This is a genomic window from Methylocaldum sp. MU1018 (genome assembly GCF_053646775.1).
In genome coordinates, this window is record NZ_CM132195.1 from 1,359,602 (window position 1) to 1,376,856 (window position 17,255).

The window sequence follows — 17,255 nt, forward strand, 5'->3', positions numbered from 1 at the left end:
GCTGACCGTCGTAAATCGCTTACGAGCCCTTTCCCTTCGGGGACTGATGAGGTCTAGCGGGGAGCGCGAGCCCCGTGGTCAGCTCCCCGGTTTCAATGAACCTGCCGTCGGCTCGGCTGCCGACTCCTTCGCCGCCAGGCGTTGATGAGAGCTAGGGCGGGCGCCTCCCGCCCGGCAGGTTCGTCCCTTCATCGTTCCACCTTGACCGCCCCCAGGGGCGGTTTTCCTTTTTCGTTTTTGAAAAGCGTCAGAAAGTAGTTCTTCCTGCCGTCTGTCGTGCGCTTCAGGGCCGCGCGGTAGGTGACGCCGTCGAGGGTGATGTAGATCAGCCGGGCGTCGCCCTGCTTGTACACCTCGCCCTGGTCGAGGATCGCCTGAATCTTGCGGTAGTCCTCCACGGTGATTTCCGGGTGCTTGGCGACATGCCCGGCCAGGCTCTCCTGCGACAACAGCACCACGTTCGATTCGGCACCCAGCGCGGCGCGGTCGGCGCTGGAGAGCACCGCCACCGGGAATTCGCCGGCCAGGCCGCCCGCGAAGAAACGGGCGAAGACGGCGCTCTTGACCAGGGTATCGACGTTGAGACGGGCGATGGCGTTGTCCAGGGTTTCCAGCCGGTTCTGCCGGGCGGCGAGCGCGGTTTCGGCGGCGGTCTTGCCGGGGGCGTAGTCCCAGCCGTACTGCACACCCTTGGGAAGCTGGACGATCTGGCCGTCAGCGGGCACGGTGTAGGCCGTGGCGCCGTCATCGGGCGCGCGGTCTGGCGCGGTCTTGCCCAGCCGCTTCAAGCCGCGCTCATTGAGCGTTTCGATGGTGCACTTGCAGCCCCAGCCGTTGGGCGGATAGTGGGTGTTGAACCACGGGTCGCCGGCCGGCAGCACGGTGTTGTGCCACGCCTTGTGATCGAGGCGCGGATGTTCGACGCTGCGGTGCACGTAGCGCCAGTAGGGACGCGCGGCCATCACGTCGGGGTCGGTCATCTGCGCCCAGCGCCCGGCCTGGTAGCTGGTGCGCAGGTTGGTGGCGTAGATGACGCGGGTGCGCCAGGCCACGCCGCCCTTGGTTCCATCGCCGGTCCAGCCCGTCCAGCCGTGGCGGGCGACGATGCGGTCGAACTCGCCCCGGAACCACTGAATACTTTTGCCCTCGTCGATGGCCTTCTGGACGGCAGTGCGGAAGTCGGCCACCAGATCGGCCTTCATCGCCCCGGCGACGATGAAGCCCCGGTCGTGCTGATCGCGCAGGATGTCGTCCCAGCGCTCGGACGGCAGGTTGAGTTTGCGGCGGAAGAACTCTGCCTGTTCGGCGAAGGGCTTGGCGAAAACGCCGTGCAGGCTCTGCTCAGGCATCGTCCTGCACCTCGGAACGCCCGGCCAGATCGGCGCAGGCGAAGGCCAGCGCCATCACCTTGGCGAGTTCCGTTTCGTCCAGCTCGGCGAACTCGACCAGCAAGTCCTCCTGCAACTGCTGCAAGTCGCTGGCGGCTTCCATGCGGCGGCGCACACGGGTCAGCCAGTCGTCCAGGGTGGGCTGGGCAGCGGTGGCCAGCAGCGGTGTGGCGGTGTCGGCGTAGTCCGGATCGCCTTCGGCAAAGTCCTCGGGGAGCGGTTCTGGCGTGCCTTCCACGGTCGACGGCGATTCCTGGCCGATTTCGTCTTCGCCCAGGCTGTAGGCGCGCATGAAGTAGGCACGGGTGAGCTTGGCGCCGGCACGGGTGAGGATTTCGTCCCGTTCCGCTTGCACCTTGTCGACCTCCTGCTGCTCCCACATCTCGAACACCGGGCGGGCGCCGTCGTTGAAGTTCAGCTCGCACACCCAACGGATCAGGGTGTTGAAGGCTTCCTGGACGATGGCCTTGTCGCCGTCGCGGATGTCGCGGGTGACCTCCAGCCCGGCCTGGGCCGAGGCGCGGTTGCTGTTGGCCTCGGTGGTCTGGTTCTGGCCGAGCAGCGCGATTGACACCTCGGAGCGGCAGAAGTGCAGCAGCCGCTCATAGACTTCGGTGCTGCCGGTCTTTCCGGCGGCTTCCTTGATGTCGACGCTGGAGTCGTCCGGGATCACCGCCACGGCGTCCTGGACCATGTCTTCCAGGCGGTCGAGCAGCTGGTTGGTCTCGGCGTCCGAGGCGCTGCGCGGGTGTTTGCCGATCACCCAGGGGGCGCCGTATTTCTCGGTGAACTGTACCCAGAACTTGAGGCCGCCCTTCTTGAAGGTGGTCGGCCAGAAGCACATGGACAGGTCGGCGAAGCCGTAGGGGTTGTGATAGCTCGGGTCTTGGCGCGGCACGAGGAACTTACGCGGCGGCAGCTCCTCGCCCTGCAGCTGCGCCTGGCGGGAGCGAAAGCGCAGCTCGTTGTCCGGCGAGTAGAGGAACCAGTCGGCCGGCTTGCCGACGACATCGACCGGCACCAGGTAGCCGCCGACCTTGCCCCAGATGACCTCCATCGGCTGGTAGCCGTAGAGCACGGCATCCAGCATCTCGGTGATGATCCGCGACAGGTCCAGGTCGGCGAAGATGGCCTCGATCGACTTGGCCACGCGGCTCTTGGACTTGTCACGATCCAGCCCCCATTCGAGGGCCTTCACGGCCGCCTTGCGGCGACGGATGCAGCCGCCCACATGAGCGTCGGCGCGCAGCTCGCGATAGACCTTGATGTCCTTGCCCAGCGCCTTGAGCACCGGGTCGGGGTTGGGCAGATACATGCCCAGCCCGTAGAAGTCGATGCTGCGGCCGCGCGTGGCGATCTGGTCGGACAGCGACTTGCCCGGCTCCCCGAACTGGATGAACTCGGTGGGGCTGACCCACATGCCTTTGGTTCTCATTGATACCCCTGAGTGATTCTGGCGCCGGTGCGACGGCGGCGGGATTTCACCGTCACCGGGCCTTTGTTGATCTCGCGGCTGGCGAAGTAGGCCAGCGCCACCGCCACGGCGGCATCACCGTGGCGCTTGCCCTTGTCCTCGCCGGTCGTGCGGGTCTCGGGAATGCGCGGCACGCCCTTGATCACCTGCACCGCCCGCAGGTCGGCCAGCACGTCCCCATCGCGCGGCAGGCCGTCCAGGGTGCCGTCTTCCAGGGCGGCCTTGACCGGCGGCATGTGCTCCCGGTACCAGGATTCGGACAGCATCACCTGCTGGATGCGCGACGCCCCGTAGCGCTGCATGGCCACCTCGGCCAGGAACTGGCCATTTCCCCGCGCGTCGAACGCGCCGCCGGTGAAGCGCGGCAGGCGGTCCATCAGGTAGAAGGCGATCTGCTCCTGCTGTCGGAAGGGCACGTTGCGCAGCTCAACCAGGAAGGGCACCCGACGCACCAGGTTCTGCGCCTGGATCAGCGGCACATGTACGGTCAGGTCACCGCTGCGGCCGAAGTCCTCGCCGTTGAAGGAGATGGCGTCCGCCGGCAGGGCGGCCAGCAGCGGCGCCAGGCTGGCCTCTAGCCAGTCGCGGCACTCGGCGGCGCGGATGTGGTCGGGCAGCAGCTCGAAGCCGGTTTTGCACTCCCAGCGCAGCACCGGCGTGTCGGCCGACATGCGCGACTCGATCAGGGCGCGGGACAACCAGGCGCCGCCCGAGTTGGCCGGCACGCAGTCCAGCTCCTCCTCGGCGCCGTCGCCGTAGAAGGCGTAGACGTCGGCCATCCAGGCTGCCTCTTCGGCCGCCGTCCATTCCTTGCCCAGGCGCAGGCAGACGCGCCGGTACAGGCCATCGGCCACGGCTTCCTGAAAGGTGACCCGATGCACGGTTCCCTTGCGCTTGCCGGCCCGGATGTCTTCGACCAGCTCGTTGAACGGGTTCTCCACGCCGTTGTGGGTGGAGATGACGCGCACCCGGCCGCCCCAGATCAGCATGGCCAGCGCCGCCTTGAGCAGCTCGTCGAGCTGGTCGTGGAAGGCCGCCTCGTCGATCACGATCGTGCCCTGGCGGCCGCGCAGGTTGGATGGGCGGCTGGTGAGCGCGACGATGCGAAAGCCCGAGGCCGGGAAGCGGATCGTGAAGGTCTTGATGTTCTTGTCGGCGTCGTCGTCTTCCCAGAAGCCCTCCTCTCCTGGTTGTACGCGATGTAGTAGACGTTCTGCCCGCCGGCCGAGCGGTTGGAGGCGGCGGTCAGCACGTCGTCGGCGGCCTCGCCCCAGGTCAGGCCCGTCCGGCGGCTCTTCTCGATCACCTTGAGGGGCGACTTGTCGGCGACCCAGCGCTGCTGATAGCCCATCAGCACGGCCGGTGCCTCAGCCGTGGCGGTGTTGGGCAAACGGGCGGGAATGGCGGTCATGCGGCGATCCCGAGAATTTCACGGCGCAGCTGGTCGACGGATTCCGCCGACAGGCCGCCCTTCTTGGCGATCTTCTCCACGGCGGCCGCCGCAGCCTCTGCGCGGGCACGGACTTCGGCCTGCCACTTCTTCTGCGTGACGGTCGCGCGGCCCAGCTCGGCCACGGCGCGGGCGACCTTGGGCAGGTCGAACTCGCCTTCCTCGGCCATCAGCAGCTTGAACAGGTGCTCCTGCACCAGGCGCATCAGGGCCTCGTTGACGGCACCTTCCTCGTCCGGCGCGGCCGCGACCACGGCGCGGGCCTGCTCGCTGGCCATCTTGAGCGCCGACAGGCGAATCTCGAACGCCTGGCCGTAGCGGTGCAGGGCGCTCTTGCTGATGGCGTAGCCGCGCGCCTTCAGCTCCTCGGCCAGCAGCGCGTAGTCGCTGAAGTTGTTCTCGGCGAGCGCCCGGTCCAGCCATTCCTTGATCTCGGCCGGCATACCGGCCACCTTGCTGCGCGGCGGCATGGTCAGGCCCAATACTTGACCGGCCGGGCAATGCCAGGCTGGCAATCGACGGTGTATTCGGCGATGTCCACGCCGTAACGGGTGACATCGGCGAACCAGCGGCCGCTGGGTTCCTTCTTCAGCTCGACCAGGGAGCGGTCGGCCAGGTAGTCCAGTTCGCGCCGCAGCTCCAGCGCGGTGGCATCCGGGTAGATCGCCTGGATCGTGGAAAGCACCAGCTCTTCGTAGGCGCCGATCGGGCGGGCGTTATTGAGCGTGAGCAGGATATTCCAGCGCATGGATTCGCGCCGGACCTTGGCTTGGTCAACCATTGTTGGCTCCCTTCATTTGAACCACTTCGAGTTTGTTGTAGAGGGCGTCCAGCTTGGCCTCGATCACGCTTTGGCCCCGGACGTAGTCTTCGCGGCGGACGTACTGCAGCGGCAGGTCGGCCTGGAAGCGCAGGAACTCGCGCTCCAGTGCCGCCCAGCCTTCGGCCTCCCGGCGGTTCTGATCGATCACCGTGCCGAACTTCTCGTCCCAGTGCCGGCTGGCCTGTTCGCGGGCGTTTTCCATCGCCTCGAATCGGTCGTTCAGGCGGCGGTCGATCTGCGATAGCAGCAGCTTCCCAGCGGCGAAGAGGAAGCCGAGGAACGAGATCAGCAGCGTGATTAGCTGCCAGAACTCAACTTGTACGGTCATGCGTGGGTTCTCCCTTGATGTTCTTGAACGGTCTGGCATTCCACGCAGAGCGTGACGCCGGGCACGGCTTGCTGGCGCCCTTCCGGGATCGGCTCGCCGCAGTCCAGGCAGTGCGAAGCCGAGCGCCCAGCCGGGCGGGCAGCGCGCCGGGCGGCGAGGGCGAATTCCCGGTCGGCCATCTCGCGGTCGCTGGCTTGGTCAGCGATGTCCATCGGTGGCCTCCTGGTGCCAGTCGATCAGCGCGTCGAGGCGGCCTCGGCAGGCGTCGTACTGGTGTCTGGCGTTGTCGATCCAGTCAGCGACGTCGGTATCGCTGGCAGCGGGGGCATCCGTTGCAGTAGCCCCGCCGGGGGTTGCGGGCACGGTTGCAGCGCCGGAGCCGCCGGTGGGTTCGTTGAGCAGCCGCACAGTGCCAGCGTTAAGGCAAGGGCGGCCAGTGGTAAGGCGTTTGATTTCACGTGCATGCTCCTGGGCTTGGGTTTGACGGTTGGTTTCTTCGGCGGCCAGGCGTGCCTGCAGGGCGTCGCCGCGCGCTTGGGCTTGCTGGAGTCGCGCCAGCGCGGCTTGCGCCGCCTGGCGCTCCTGGGTGGCCTGCTCGGCCTTGAGCGTGGCGACCTGTGCCGTACAGCGGTCTTGCGCCTGCTCGCGTCCGGTCTGCCAGCCCGCGAGAGCTGCGAGCAGCGTCCAGACCAGGAACGCGAGGGCAAGCCACGGGCGCGCAATGGAGGTATCAAGCATGGCGAGCCCTCCGTTGGTTGCGGCGCTTGTGCGCCAGGCGCTTGGCGGAACGGACGCCGGAGACGCGACCCTGGCGGATCAGCGGCGCGGGGACGTAGCCGAGCGGGAAGGAGAAGCGCGGGACGAAGTCCAGCAGCGAGAGCAGGTAGCGGATCATGCGCAGCTCCCCTGGCCCCAGCCGGCGGCCACGTAGCGCGGCTCGAAGGTGTGCAGGATCAGGCGCGGATAGCCCCGGTTTTCCCGGAAGGCGGCCGCATGACGCCCGGCGTTGTAGCGCTCGACCTGGTCGAACCAGCGGGCGCTGTCGGCCCCTTGCGAAGCGGCCAGCTTCTGGTCGCGCCACACCCAGCCCAGCCCCCCGTTGTAGGCGGACAAGGTCATGGCCATGCGATCGCACGCCGAGGCAGCCTTGACGCGCTCCCACAGGTGGCGGTCGTAGGTCACCAGGGCGCGCAGGCCCCAGCCGGGATTGAAGGGCTGCCTAGCGGCCAGCGCCGGGTAGGCTTCGGCGATCCAGTCGGCCGTGGCCGGCATGAACTGCGCGATGCCCTGGGCGCCGACCGGGCTGATCGCGTCCGGGCGCCAGCGGCTTTCCTGATGCACCTGGCCGGCGAAGGTGGCTACCGGGGCGTCGAGGCCCCACACGGCGCGGGCGTTGCGGGTCAGATCGGCGCGGTGCTTCTGCGCGCCGGGCGGGATGTCGGCGGCGGCTGCGTTGCGGATGCACAGCAGGCCACCGATCACCAGGGCCAGCAGGTAGCCGATCCAGAACACCCCCGCCGGCGTGAGTTTGACAGGGCGGCGCATGGTCAGAGCCCCAGCGCCACGCCGACCACCACGGCGCCGACGATGATCGCCCGGCGCAACATGGCGGCCGCAAACACTTGGTGATAGCCCTGGGCGACCTGGTGGTCGGCGTCCAGCTCGCAGCGGGTGCCGGTGCAGCGCCAGTCGTATTTCAGGTAGCTGTCCGGCCGGGCATAAGGGAACAGCGAGCGGTCGAGCCAGTAGGCGACGATGGCCGCCAGACTGATCAAGGACAGCTTGTAGAGGGCGACGGGGAGCTGCTGGGGGGAAATCAGCGCGATGGCAATGATCAGCAGCAGGGCGGTCAAGAGCCACCCGGCCATGCGCGGGATGCGTTTCAGGGACATGCTTCCTCCTACGGGTTGAAAGTCGGGACAGCGCCGACCGAACCCGCGAGAAAGCACACACCCCGCCCCGACCATCGTCACGAAGGCGTGACGGCAGCCGAGGCATGCAGGGGCATCCAGCCTAAGCAGGCGGCGGACCCAGCGAGGAAGGTACTGACGGATCGAGAGGCGCATGCCGCCATCTTCGGGCGGCATGCGGGTGGGGTCTTTTAATCTTGTTTAGAGAGCGTTACTTCTTGGGGCAGGTGTAAGCCACTGTACCGACTTGCCCGTCAGGGCGAACGCCCAGGACTTTCAAGCACCCCTTGCGCGGTAGTGTTTCGCTAGTGGATGCTATCTGCTCTTTGGTCCATGGAAGTGTTTCGAACGCGAATAGTTCACTGTGTTAGTTATGTGGTAGAGGGAACCGAGGGCGTGCTAGCCATTGCCCGTACGGGTATTTTTCACCAAAGCCACGACCATGCTGATCACGGCGTTTTGCAGATTCGGCGGCAGTTCCCGATAGACCACGAGCAAATCCTTCTCCATCGGGCTCACCCGTTCCGTCGGACGAGGATCGTGGTACATGCGGCCGCTGGCCCGCAGCAGCCAGTCGGCCGACAGATCGAAGCGCCGCACTAGCTTAAACAGCACATCCACCGACAGGCGTTGTTTTCCCTCCAGCGCCTCGCGCAACCGCTTGGGCTTTTCGCCGATTTCGGTTGCAAGGCCCGCAACGTCGAGCGACCAGTCCTCCATTACCGCCCGCACGCGCTCGATTAGCGCCTGATAGTCGGCGTCGGGCAGCGGCTGCGGCGGATTGTCCGAACGCACACCGGTGATGATGTATTGGATGTCGGCGCCCGCGGTGGCGATAGCGGCTAGATAGTTGGCGTCGGGTGCCGTATCTCCTTTTTCATATCCAATCTGCACTTTCTTTCCAGTGCCGCCGATCTCGGCAAGCTCAGACTGATTTAACCCCATACGCTCCCGCTCTTCCCGCAATCGCAATCCGCAAGACATAAAACTACACCTAAATAATGTTGACAGGTGGCGAAAACGCCACCACAATACAAACCACTAGAGCACGCCTTTAGTAATACGCATTAAGGAGAACCATATGACCCCTGAACAACTGAAACAGCAATTTCTACAGCGCGGCGAAACCTTCGCGGACTGGGCCGCGCGGCACGGCTACAAGCGGCATGAGGTGTACCGCGTCGTCAACGGCCAATGTAAGGCCCGCTTCGGCAAAGGCCACGAGATTGCCGTGAAACTCGGCCTGAAAAGTCACGATCGATCTGCCACCTGAATCAGCACCTACCATCGGAGCCCAACGATGAATTCCCTGTATCCCGACCTGTTCCCGGAAACGCTGTTGGTGAACATTGCCGACGGCCAGGCCTACACCACCTCGCGCAAGATCGCCAAGCACTTCCGTAAGCAGCATCGCGACGTGCTAAAGGCAATTCGCAATGTCATCAACCGGACCAAGGATCCCAAACGACTGCGCAATTTTGCGCTGTCGTCCTACCTCAATGCCCAGGGCAAATCGCAACCGGAATACCGGCTCACGAAGGACGGCTTTTACTTCATCGCGGCCGGCTTTACCGGCCCTGAAGCGGACGAATGGAAGTGGGACTTCATCGACGCCTTCAACGCCATGGAAGCCGCCCTCCAGGCCAAAACCACCCGCTTCGCCAAAGCGCTGGACCAGCTCCGTCCCTGCCTGCGCCCGGTGGTGGAAGGCACCGAGGCGGGCCGCTCGCGCGCCGAGATCGCCGCGCCCCTCGATAGGTCCCCGGCCGCCGTCACCTACCACCGCCGCGTCGCCCGCCGCCTCGGCCTCCTCACCGCGCATCGCCGAGGAAAAAGTAAGGAGTCCGCCATGAATCCTCCTAACCAAACAGAGTGGTACGCGGTCGTTAACGGCCAGCGCATCGTACCCAGCCCAGAGTTGGTCGAGCGCAACCGCCGCATGAACGAGTTTCTACGTGCCCACCCCGAATATGTGAGACCGCCGGTCGAGTACGTCGATGCCACCGTCCATGTCGCGATGCCCCAGGGCTTCGCGCTGCCAGCCCTGAACCACAAAGGGCTCCCCGAGTTCGAGGTGACCCCGGACGAAGCCCGTGAAGCCTGCAACCGCCTGCGACTGTTCGCCGACTTGGAGGAGACGATCTCTGGAGGCCGTCATGACTGATCGTCCTTATCACCAGCAAATCCGGGCGTTCGACGTAGCGGAGCTACGCTCGATAGCTCGTGCTGCCGGATTGCATCGGCTACCTCATGGGGCGCGCGCAGCAGCACTCCGTGCAGCAGTTCAAGCGCATCTCGCTCAACGGCAATCGTCATCGGGTGTTGATCGGGTAGCGCAATGAGCGTGTCTATGTCCCCCATTAGATCGGGCAGGTCGATGGCCTGCGTGTCGGCCAAGCGCTTGACCAGTACGCCGAACAGGTTGTGCAGGCCGGCGAAGGCTGCGGCGAGTTCTTCTCGGTCTTTGAATTCCATAGCTTTCTCCCAAGGGCGAATTATCCGCTTTTCATCGTATCTGCTGCAAATCGCTTCCGATAGCTGCAAACGCCGCATTTGTTTGGAAGGCGAGCGCAGATCCTCCTGTTTGGAGTTCCAGAAATGACTATTGCCTTGGAATCCCGCATCCAGATCGCTATCCGCGAGTGTCTTGATCACGCAAAGCGCGTTCTCTACCGCGACGTGGCGAATCTGGCGGAGCTGATGAGCCTCGACAACAAGTGGGTTTTGTTCAAGTGGATTGAGACCACTGCGAAGCCATCATGCACGGCAAAAAGCACGCTCGACAACACCCACGCGCGGGTTTTGCTTCAAGTGGACGAATCAGCAGGGGGCCCCGGCCGCATCGATACCGACGTGGCCTCGGCCTTGAATCTGAGTCTCCGCACGATCGAGCGGGTGCGGCAACGGTTCGTGGAAGAGGGCTTGGCCGCCGCGTTGTTGCCGAGGCCGAGCCCGCGCGTGTACCCACGGGCGCTGGACGGGGCTCAGGAGGCGCACCTGATCGCCCTGGCCTGTTCGGCCCCGCCCGAAGGCAAGCCGCGCTGGACTTTGCGGCTGTTGGCCGAGCGGATGGTCGAACTCGATTATGTCGACGCCGTCTCCTATGAGACGGTCCGGCGCGTGCTTAAAAAAACGAACTCAAGCCGCCTCTTCGGAAGATGTGGGTGATTCCGCCGAAGGCCTCGGCCGAGTTTGTCGCGGCCATGGAGGATGTCCTGGAGGTTTATCAGCGGCCGTACCAGGCCGAGCGACCGGTGGTCTGTTTGGACGAGACCTTCACTCAACTGATCGGCGAGGTGCGGGAACCGCTGCCGGGGGCGCCGGGCCGGGTGGAACGCTACGACAGCGTCTATGTCCGCCACGGAGTAGCGAGCGTGTTCCTGGTCTTCGAGCCGCTGGCCGGGTGGCGCGAAGTCCAGGTGACCGACGGCCGGACCCGAAAGGACTTTGCCCACGTCGTGCGCGACCTGGTCGAGGGGCGGTACCGGGACGCCGAGAAGGTGGTGCTGGTGATGGATCAGCTCAACACCCACTCGACGGCGAGCTTGTATGAGGCCTTTCCCCCGGACGAGGCGCGGCAGTTGGCCGAGCGGCTGGAAATTCACCACACGCCGAAGCACGGCAGTTGGCTGGACATGGCCGAAATTGAACTGAGCGCCCTGGCCCGCGACCTCCCGGAGCGGGTCGGCGAGCGGGCCGATCTGGTCCGGCACGTCGCCGCTTGGACCCAGCGCCGCAACCAAGTCCAGGTGACAGCGAACTGGCAGTTCACCACCGCCGACGCCCGGATCAAACTCCGCAAGCTCTACCCGACAATTGAGGGCTGACAGAGTACTAGAGCCTATCCCGGTAGGTCCCAAAAACCCTTCGACAGGGCTCAGGGCGAACGGCTTGCCGAGATAGGCTCTTAGGCGCGCGGGGCAGTGAATATCCCCGTGAGAGGGGCGGATGAGGCCTTCCTCACGGAATTTGCCGTTCAGTAAGCCGGCGGATCGCTCGCCGGGAAGGAGTTCTTCGAGCGTTCGTCCACCACGTCTTCGGACGGCGGCTTCCGCGGCGCCGGCCGGGGAGCGGAGCACATCGCGGCGAAGATCGCCTCGGTCTTCTTTCCGGCCAAAAGTTGTCGGAGAACATATTGAAGAATGCCGCCGTTCAGGTAATACAGCAGCTCCTGCGGCGTGTCGATGCGGACCGTCGCGCGGAATTCTTTGGTCCGGCCGTTTTCGTCCGTGGCCTGTACCGTGACCTTGCGACCGCTGGCGAAGCGAGCGGCTATGGCCTCTCCGAGTCCGAGCACGGCGAAGGTTTCGCGGCCGCTCAAGCCCAGCGATTCGACGCTTTCGCCGTCCCGGAACTGGAGCGGAAGGACGCCCATCCCGACCAGATTGGAGCGGTGGATGCGCTCGTAGCTTTCGGCGAGGACGAAAGCGATTCCCTGCAAGTACGGCCCTTTGGCCGCCCAGTCGCGGGACGAGCCCGAGCCGTATTCCTTTCCGGCCAGGACGCAGAGCGGCGTGCCGTCCTGCCGGTAGCGCGCCGCCGCGTCGTAGATGTTCATGACCGCGTTTTCCGGGAGATAAGTCGTGTAGCCGCCCTCGGTTCCCGGCGCGAGCCGGTTCTTGATGCGGACGTTGGCGAAGGTGCCGCGCACCATGACTTCGTGATTGCCGCGCCGCGAGCCGTACGAGTTGAAGTCTTGCGGCTCCACGCCGCGTTCGATCAGGTATTTTCCGGCCGGCGAGTCCCTCTGGATGCTTCCGGCCGGCGAGATATGGTCGGTCGTGATCGAATCGCCGAGCAGGGCTACGGCTCTGGCGCCGCGGATATCCTCCACGCTTTCCGGCGGCTCCTTCCGCATTCCCTGGAAATACGGCGGCCGGCGGACGTAGGTGGAGTTCTCGTCCCAGGCGAAGCGGTCCGCCGAGGGGACCGGCATGGATTTCCAGATCCGGCCGCCTTCATAGACTTGACCGTAGCTGGCGCGGTACATGCCGGATTCGATGGCCGCGCGGATCGTCTTTTCGATCTCTTCCCGAGTCGGCCAGATATCCTCGAGAAAGACGGGATTGCCGTCCTTGCCCGTGCCGATCGGCTCCTGGCGCGGGTTCCAGTCGATCCGGCCGGCGATGGCGAAGGCCACCACCAGCGGAGGCGACATCAGGAAATTGGCGCGCACTTCGGGGTTGATGCGCCCCTCGAAATTGCGGTTGCCCGAGAGCACCGAGCAAGCCACCAGCCCGCGCTCCCGGATCTGTTCGGAAATCTCGGGCGGTAGCGGCCCCGAGTTGCCGATGCAGGTGGTGCAACCGTAGGCGACGGTCTGAAAGCCTAGTTGGTCCAGATATCGGGTCAGCCCGGCCTTGCGGAAGTAGTCCGTCACCACCTTGGAGCCCGGCGCCAATGAGGTTTTCACCCAGGGTTTCTGCGCGAGTCCGTATTCCCAGGCCTTCTTGGCCAGTAGCCCCGCCGCGATCATCACCGACGGATTGGAGGTATTGGTGCAGCTCGTAATGGCGGCGATCACCACCGAGCCGTGATCGATGCGAAGCGTGGGCCCGGGTGTCTGCGATTCCGCAGGGGGCTTTGCAGCCGGGAGGAGAGACGGGAGCGTTTCGTGGAAGACCCGCTTCACGTCGGAGAGGCCGATGCGGTCCTGCGGACGCTTGGGGCCCGCGACGCTGGGCTGCACCGTGCCGAGATCGAGCGCCAGGGTGTCGGTGAAGACGGGCTCGGGAGCCTCGGGGTTGTGGAACAGTCCTTGTTCCTTCAGGTACACTTCCGTCAGCGCGATCCGCTCCTCGGGGCGGCCGGTGAAACGCAGATAGCGGAGGGTTTCGTCGTCGGGCGGGAAGATGGCGCAGGTCGCCCCGTATTCCGGCGCCATGTTGCCGATGGTGGCGCGGTCTTCCAGTCTCAGCGCGGCGACGCCGGGGCCGTAGAATTCGACGAATTTGCCGACCACGCCTTTCTTGCGCAGTATTTCGGCGATGGTCAGCACCAGATCGGTCGCGGTGACTCCCGCCGGCAGCCTGCCTTCCAGCCGAAAGCCGACGACCTCGGGAATGAGCATGGAAACCGGCTGTCCGAGCATGACCGCCTCGGCTTCGATGCCGCCCACGCCCCAGGCCAAAACGCCCAAACCGTTGACCATGGGCGTGTGCGAGTCGGTGCCGACGCAAGTGTCGGGATAGGCCAGCGGAAGTCCGCCCTCGCTCCGGAGATTGGGATTCTCGTCGGTGGAGAATACGACGCGCGCCAGATATTCCAGGTTGACCTGGTGGCAAATGCCGGTGTTGGGCGGCACCACCTTGAAATTGTCGAACGCCTGCTGGCCCCAGCGCAGAAAGGCGTAGCGCTCGGCATTGCGGCGGTAATCGAACTCGACGTTTTGCTCGAACGCCTCGGATGTGCCGAAGGCGTCGACCTGCACCGAGTGGTCGATCACCAGTTCCACCGGGATGAGCGGGTTGATCCTGACCGGATCGCCGCCCAGTTCGGCCATGGCGTCGCGCATAGCGGCCAGATCGACGAGGGCCGGAACGCCGGTGAAATCCTGGAGCAGGGCGCGTGCCGGCGAGAAAGCGATTTCACGCCGGGGCGGATGTTTCGGATCCCACCCGGCGAGGGCTTCGATGTCCTCGCGGGTCACGGTGACGCCGTCCTCATTGCGCAGCAGGTTTTCCAGCAGAATGCGCAGGCTGTACGGCAGGCGGCTCACGTCGCCCGCGGCATCCAGCCGGTAAATCGCGTATTCGCGGCCGCCGACGCGCAGCGTCGAGTAAGTGCTAGAGTTGTCTTTCATGGCTATCTCCCGTTCTTTTCGGCCAGTACGAAAAACTGCGGCGCGCTTCGAGGGCGTTTCGGATCTTGGAGACGGCGTATCCGGCCACGTTGGCGACATCCGCGATCGGCTTTCTATTTGGACGGATTTTGCCGGATTTGGAGCGGCGGATCGGTATTTGGCAAGTGCCGGGCCCCTCCGTCACGATGACATTCTCCGGCGATTTCCGGTTAAATGCGAGGCGCGTAACGCTGGGACGTTACGCGCCAAACGGCCTCTCAGCCCAAATCGAGGAAGCTGCGCAGCGGCTCCGAACCCGAGGATTGGCGAAGCTTCCGCAACGCCTTCACCTCGATCTGGCGGATGCGCTCGCGGGTGATGGCAAACTGCCTGCCGACTTCCTCGAGGGTGTGGTCGGTGTTGGTATCGATGCCGAAACGCATGCGCAGGACTTCGGCTTCCCGTTCGGGCAGATCGGCCAAGGCTTTCCGGGTGGTTTCGCGCAAGCTCATGACCGTCGCCGAATCGACCGGCGATACGGCATGCGAATCCTCGAGCAAGTCGCCGAGATGGGTGTCTCCGTCGTCGCCGATGGGGGTTGCCATCGAAATAGGCTCCTTGGTGACCTTGAGGATCGCCCGCACCTTGTCCTCGGGCATGTCCATGCGCTCCGCCAGTTCCTCCGGCGTAGGATCGCGGCCCATCTCTTGCGCCAACTGGCGCGCGATCCGGTTCAACTTGTTGATCGTTTCGATCATGTGCACCGGAATCCGAATGGTGCGCGCCTGGTCCGCGACGGCCCGGGTGATCGCCTGACGAATCCACCAGGTGGCATAAGTGGAAAATTTGTATCCGCGGCGGTATTCGAATTTATCCACCGCCCTCATCAATCCGATATTGCCTTCCTGGATCAGATCGGGAAATTGCAAGCCCCGATGGACGTATTTCCGCGCAATGGAAACCACCAGCCGCAAATTCGCCTCGATCATCTCCTTTTTGGCCTGGTATGCCTGATTTTCGGCGATCGAGACGCGCTTGTTCAGCTCCTTGATGTCGCCGATCGAGAGTCGGGTGGTTCGCTCGATTCGGGCCAATTCGTTTTGAGCCCGTTCGATGTCCTCGGCAAAGGGCGCCAGAGCCATCGCGAAAGGCGAACCTATTTCCGATAGCCGTTGCAGCCAATTCGGATCGCTCTCGCCGCCGACGAAAGACGCGGCGAACTCCGCTCGCGGCATTTTCGCCTTGTATACGCAAATGTCCTGAATGATCTTTTCCTGTTCGCGGATCCGGCTGACCGTGGCGTGCAAGACTCCCGTCAGTTCCTTGAAGAATTGAGCCGTTTTCTTGAATTCCCGGAAGCTCTCGGCGAGGGCGTCGAAGGCCTCTTGCGTCCGTTCATGGCGATAGCCGTATCGTCGATGTGCGTCGAGAGCCGCTTCATAGCGCCGGGCGAATTCTCCCAGTTTCTCCCCGACCGTTCCGGAATCCGGGCTGCTTTCGGTGTCCTCGCGTATTTCGGCCTCCGACTCTTCTTCGAGCAGGACGTCCTCGGACGGCTGCGCCGGACCGGCGAAACCCGAGATCAGATCCGACAGGCGCGAGCCTTCCTGCCCCAAGGTCTCGAAAGCTTCGAGAAAGCGGTCCATGGCGGGCGGGAAGCGAACCAGTTCGTGCGCCGCCTGATCGAGCCCCTGCTCGATCCGCTTGGCGATATGCAATTCCCCTTCGCGGGTCAGCAACTCCACGGCGCCCATTTCGCGCATGTACAAGCGCATCGGATCGCCGGTCCGCCCCTGCTCGGCATCGATCGACGAGGCTAGAGCCGCCGCGACTTCCTCGGTTTCCTCCGTATCTTCCTCGGCGATGACCGCGGGCTGGACCATGAGATCGGTGTCGGGCGCTTCTTCGTACACGTCGATGCCGATATCCTCGATCATGGCGACGATGTCGTCCATCTGCTCGGAATCGGCGATGTCGCCGGGCAGATGGTCGTTGATCTCCGCGTAGGTGAGATAGCCCTGGATTTTGCCTTTGGCTATCAGTTCTTCGAGCTGAAATTGCTGCTGTTCTTGATTCATCAACTGAGTGGTCGTATCTGTGTTATGTTGTCAAAAAAACCGACATGATCGATTCGCGGGAATCCTCGCGAGGACGCCGACGGCTTCACTCTATGGCGCCCGCCGCCGAAGGGGTCCGGCGCGTTTCGGCACACGAGCGCCTTTGTCGGTCGGCAAGTAGCAAGGGATAAGCCAAAAGACGTGACCCGTTTGTTTTTCGAAGGACCCGAAAGTCTCATCGCAACGAGCGCGCAACCGGAAATCTCCAAAGAGAGGCCGTTCTTCAAAAGTTCTGTCGGTTTTTCAGGACAATAGACTCGGGTGCAGCGTTCAAGTTCCATTCGGCGACGGAGGCAAAGCGGAGTGGCAACCGGGAATTTCAAACGAGGTCTAATCCATAAAGTGCGCCGCGATCGGCCGATGCGTGCCGGGGAGGTTATGGTGCCGACCGTTTCGATTTCCGCGCCTCGGCACGGCAAGACGCGCGCGGGATTTTGGCCGATCCGTCCGTTTTGCGTCCGCTGCATCCCGATGGCGCTGGCAATGGCCCTGTCGGCGGGTTGTGCCACGGATTCGGCGCGCCTGACCGAACTCAGCGATCTCGAGTTGTGCCGCGGTTACGGTGCCTATGCCGCCTGGTCCGTCGCCGGCTCGGTGGCCGAACGATACAAGCACGAGATCGAGCGGCGTAAACTGGTCACGCCGGAGGAATGGGCCTTGGCGTCCCAGAAGCGAATCCAGAAGGGCATGAGCCGGTGTGCTCTTTATGCGTCGTGGGGCGTGCCGATGAGCGAACAGCCGTTGGATCGGGAAGGGGATGAGATCCGGCATATTTACCACTCGGGCTGGCTGATGTCGCCCGGAGCCGTCTACACCAAAAACGGCAGGGTCGAGGGTTGGGGATATTGAGCCGAGGGTTCACGGCCGGCCGCGGCCGCCTTCGGCAGGGTGCGATCTCGTTTCCGGGCGGGACGGATTGGTGGACGGAACCCGCGGCCGGGCGATCGCCGCCCAAGCCGCCGGCAGCGGCCAACTCTAACGGAT

General features: G+C 64.4%; 18 protein-coding genes and 2 pseudogenes. 4 read left to right on the top strand and 16 right to left on the bottom strand.

Going from position 1 to position 17,255, the window contains the following annotated elements; genetic code table 11:
• Positions 1–188: 188 nt before the first annotated feature.
• The 13 genes from ACWJKU_RS06430 to ACWJKU_RS06490 form a co-directional block, all read right to left on the bottom strand.
• A complete protein-coding gene (locus tag ACWJKU_RS06430) occupies positions 189–1,349 on the bottom strand; it encodes a phage head morphogenesis protein (protein ID WP_454146901.1) in 1,161 nt (386 codons plus the stop codon).
• The gene (locus ACWJKU_RS06435) at positions 1,342–2,823 is read right to left on the bottom strand and encodes a DUF935 domain-containing protein (protein ID WP_454146903.1); all 1,482 of its coding nucleotides are present in this window, start codon (positions 2,821–2,823) and stop codon (positions 1,342–1,344) included. The genes ACWJKU_RS06430 and ACWJKU_RS06435 overlap by 8 nt, the downstream gene beginning before the upstream one ends.
• Positions 2,820–3,911, bottom strand: coding sequence for a hypothetical protein (locus tag ACWJKU_RS06440; protein ID WP_454146905.1), 1,092 nt, complete (start codon positions 3,909–3,911; stop codon positions 2,820–2,822). Before ACWJKU_RS06440 ends, ACWJKU_RS06435 begins: the two co-directional genes overlap by 4 nt.
• Positions 3,908–4,273, bottom strand: a complete 366-nt coding sequence (locus ACWJKU_RS06445) for a hypothetical protein (protein WP_454146907.1) — start codon at positions 4,271–4,273, stop codon at positions 3,908–3,910. The genes ACWJKU_RS06440 and ACWJKU_RS06445 overlap by 4 nt, the downstream gene beginning before the upstream one ends.
• Complete coding sequence (locus ACWJKU_RS06450) at positions 4,270–4,794, bottom strand: DUF3486 family protein (protein WP_454146909.1); 525 nt, start codon at positions 4,792–4,794, stop codon at positions 4,270–4,272. The genes ACWJKU_RS06445 and ACWJKU_RS06450 overlap by 4 nt, the downstream gene beginning before the upstream one ends.
• The gene (locus ACWJKU_RS06455; RefSeq protein WP_175026111.1) at positions 4,785–5,093 is read right to left on the bottom strand and encodes a hypothetical protein; all 309 of its coding nucleotides are present in this window, start codon (positions 5,091–5,093) and stop codon (positions 4,785–4,787) included. The genes ACWJKU_RS06450 and ACWJKU_RS06455 overlap by 10 nt, the downstream gene beginning before the upstream one ends.
• Positions 5,086–5,463 (bottom strand): hypothetical protein, encoded by a 378-nt coding sequence (locus ACWJKU_RS06460; RefSeq protein ID WP_454146912.1) that lies wholly within the window; start codon positions 5,461–5,463, stop codon positions 5,086–5,088. The genes ACWJKU_RS06455 and ACWJKU_RS06460 overlap by 8 nt, the downstream gene beginning before the upstream one ends.
• Complete coding sequence (locus ACWJKU_RS06465) at positions 5,460–5,675, bottom strand: TraR/DksA C4-type zinc finger protein (protein ID WP_175026109.1); 216 nt, start codon at positions 5,673–5,675, stop codon at positions 5,460–5,462. Before ACWJKU_RS06465 ends, ACWJKU_RS06460 begins: the two co-directional genes overlap by 4 nt.
• Positions 5,662–6,201: a hypothetical protein gene (locus tag ACWJKU_RS06470; RefSeq protein ID WP_454146914.1), complete on the bottom strand. Its 540-nt coding sequence runs from the start codon at positions 6,199–6,201 to the stop codon at positions 5,662–5,664. Before ACWJKU_RS06470 ends, ACWJKU_RS06465 begins: the two co-directional genes overlap by 14 nt.
• Positions 6,194–6,358, bottom strand: coding sequence for a hypothetical protein (locus ACWJKU_RS06475; protein WP_454146916.1), 165 nt, complete (start codon positions 6,356–6,358; stop codon positions 6,194–6,196). The genes ACWJKU_RS06470 and ACWJKU_RS06475 overlap by 8 nt, the downstream gene beginning before the upstream one ends.
• The gene (locus tag ACWJKU_RS06480) at positions 6,355–7,008 is read right to left on the bottom strand and encodes a transglycosylase SLT domain-containing protein (RefSeq protein ID WP_454146918.1); all 654 of its coding nucleotides are present in this window, start codon (positions 7,006–7,008) and stop codon (positions 6,355–6,357) included. The genes ACWJKU_RS06475 and ACWJKU_RS06480 overlap by 4 nt, the downstream gene beginning before the upstream one ends.
• A gap of 2 nt (positions 7,009–7,010) precedes the next feature.
• A complete protein-coding gene (locus ACWJKU_RS06485) occupies positions 7,011–7,355 on the bottom strand; it encodes a putative holin (RefSeq protein WP_454146920.1) in 345 nt (114 codons plus the stop codon).
• A 417-nt stretch (positions 7,356–7,772) separates the two neighbouring features.
• On the bottom strand, positions 7,773–8,339 hold the full coding sequence (locus ACWJKU_RS06490) for a hypothetical protein (protein ID WP_454146922.1): 567 nt from the start codon (positions 8,337–8,339) through the stop codon (positions 7,773–7,775).
• 115 nt (positions 8,340–8,454) lie between these two features.
• On the opposite strand from ACWJKU_RS06490, the gene ACWJKU_RS06495 reads away from it, so the two are divergent.
• Positions 8,455–8,646, top strand: coding sequence for a DNA-binding protein (locus tag ACWJKU_RS06495; RefSeq protein WP_454146924.1), 192 nt, complete (start codon positions 8,455–8,457; stop codon positions 8,644–8,646).
• 27 nt (positions 8,647–8,673) lie between these two features.
• Positions 8,674–9,537 carry a Rha family transcriptional regulator gene (locus ACWJKU_RS06500; protein WP_454146926.1) on the top strand — a complete coding sequence of 288 codons (864 nt, stop codon included), beginning with the start codon at positions 8,674–8,676 and terminating at the stop codon, positions 9,535–9,537.
• Here ACWJKU_RS06500 and ACWJKU_RS06505 read toward each other — a convergent pair.
• Positions 9,528–10,028 carry a hypothetical protein gene (locus ACWJKU_RS06505; RefSeq protein WP_454146928.1) on the bottom strand — a complete coding sequence of 167 codons (501 nt, stop codon included), beginning with the start codon at positions 10,026–10,028 and terminating at the stop codon, positions 9,528–9,530. The two genes, ACWJKU_RS06500 and ACWJKU_RS06505, sit on opposite strands and share 10 nt — an antisense overlap.
• A 104-nt stretch (positions 10,029–10,132) precedes the next feature.
• On the opposite strand from ACWJKU_RS06505, the pseudogene ACWJKU_RS06510 reads away from it, so the two are divergent.
• A pseudogene (locus ACWJKU_RS06510) lies at positions 10,133–11,200 on the top strand (IS630 family transposase).
• Positions 11,201–11,349: 149 nt separating this feature from the next.
• On the opposite strand, the gene acnA reads toward ACWJKU_RS06510, so the two are convergent.
• Both acnA and rpoD read right to left on the bottom strand, forming a co-directional pair.
• Positions 11,350–14,175, bottom strand: coding sequence for an aconitate hydratase AcnA (gene acnA, locus ACWJKU_RS06515; protein ID WP_454146930.1), 2,826 nt, complete (start codon positions 14,173–14,175; stop codon positions 11,350–11,352).
• Between the two features lie 257 nt (positions 14,176–14,432).
• A pseudogene (gene rpoD, locus ACWJKU_RS06520) lies at positions 14,433–16,241 on the bottom strand (RNA polymerase sigma factor RpoD); the annotation flags it as partial.
• Positions 16,242–16,649: 408 nt separating this feature from the next.
• Between rpoD and ACWJKU_RS06525 the strand changes: the two are divergent.
• On the top strand, positions 16,650–17,120 hold the full coding sequence (locus ACWJKU_RS06525; protein ID WP_454146932.1) for a hypothetical protein: 471 nt from the start codon (positions 16,650–16,652) through the stop codon (positions 17,118–17,120).
• The last annotated feature ends 135 nt before the right edge of the window (positions 17,121–17,255 follow it).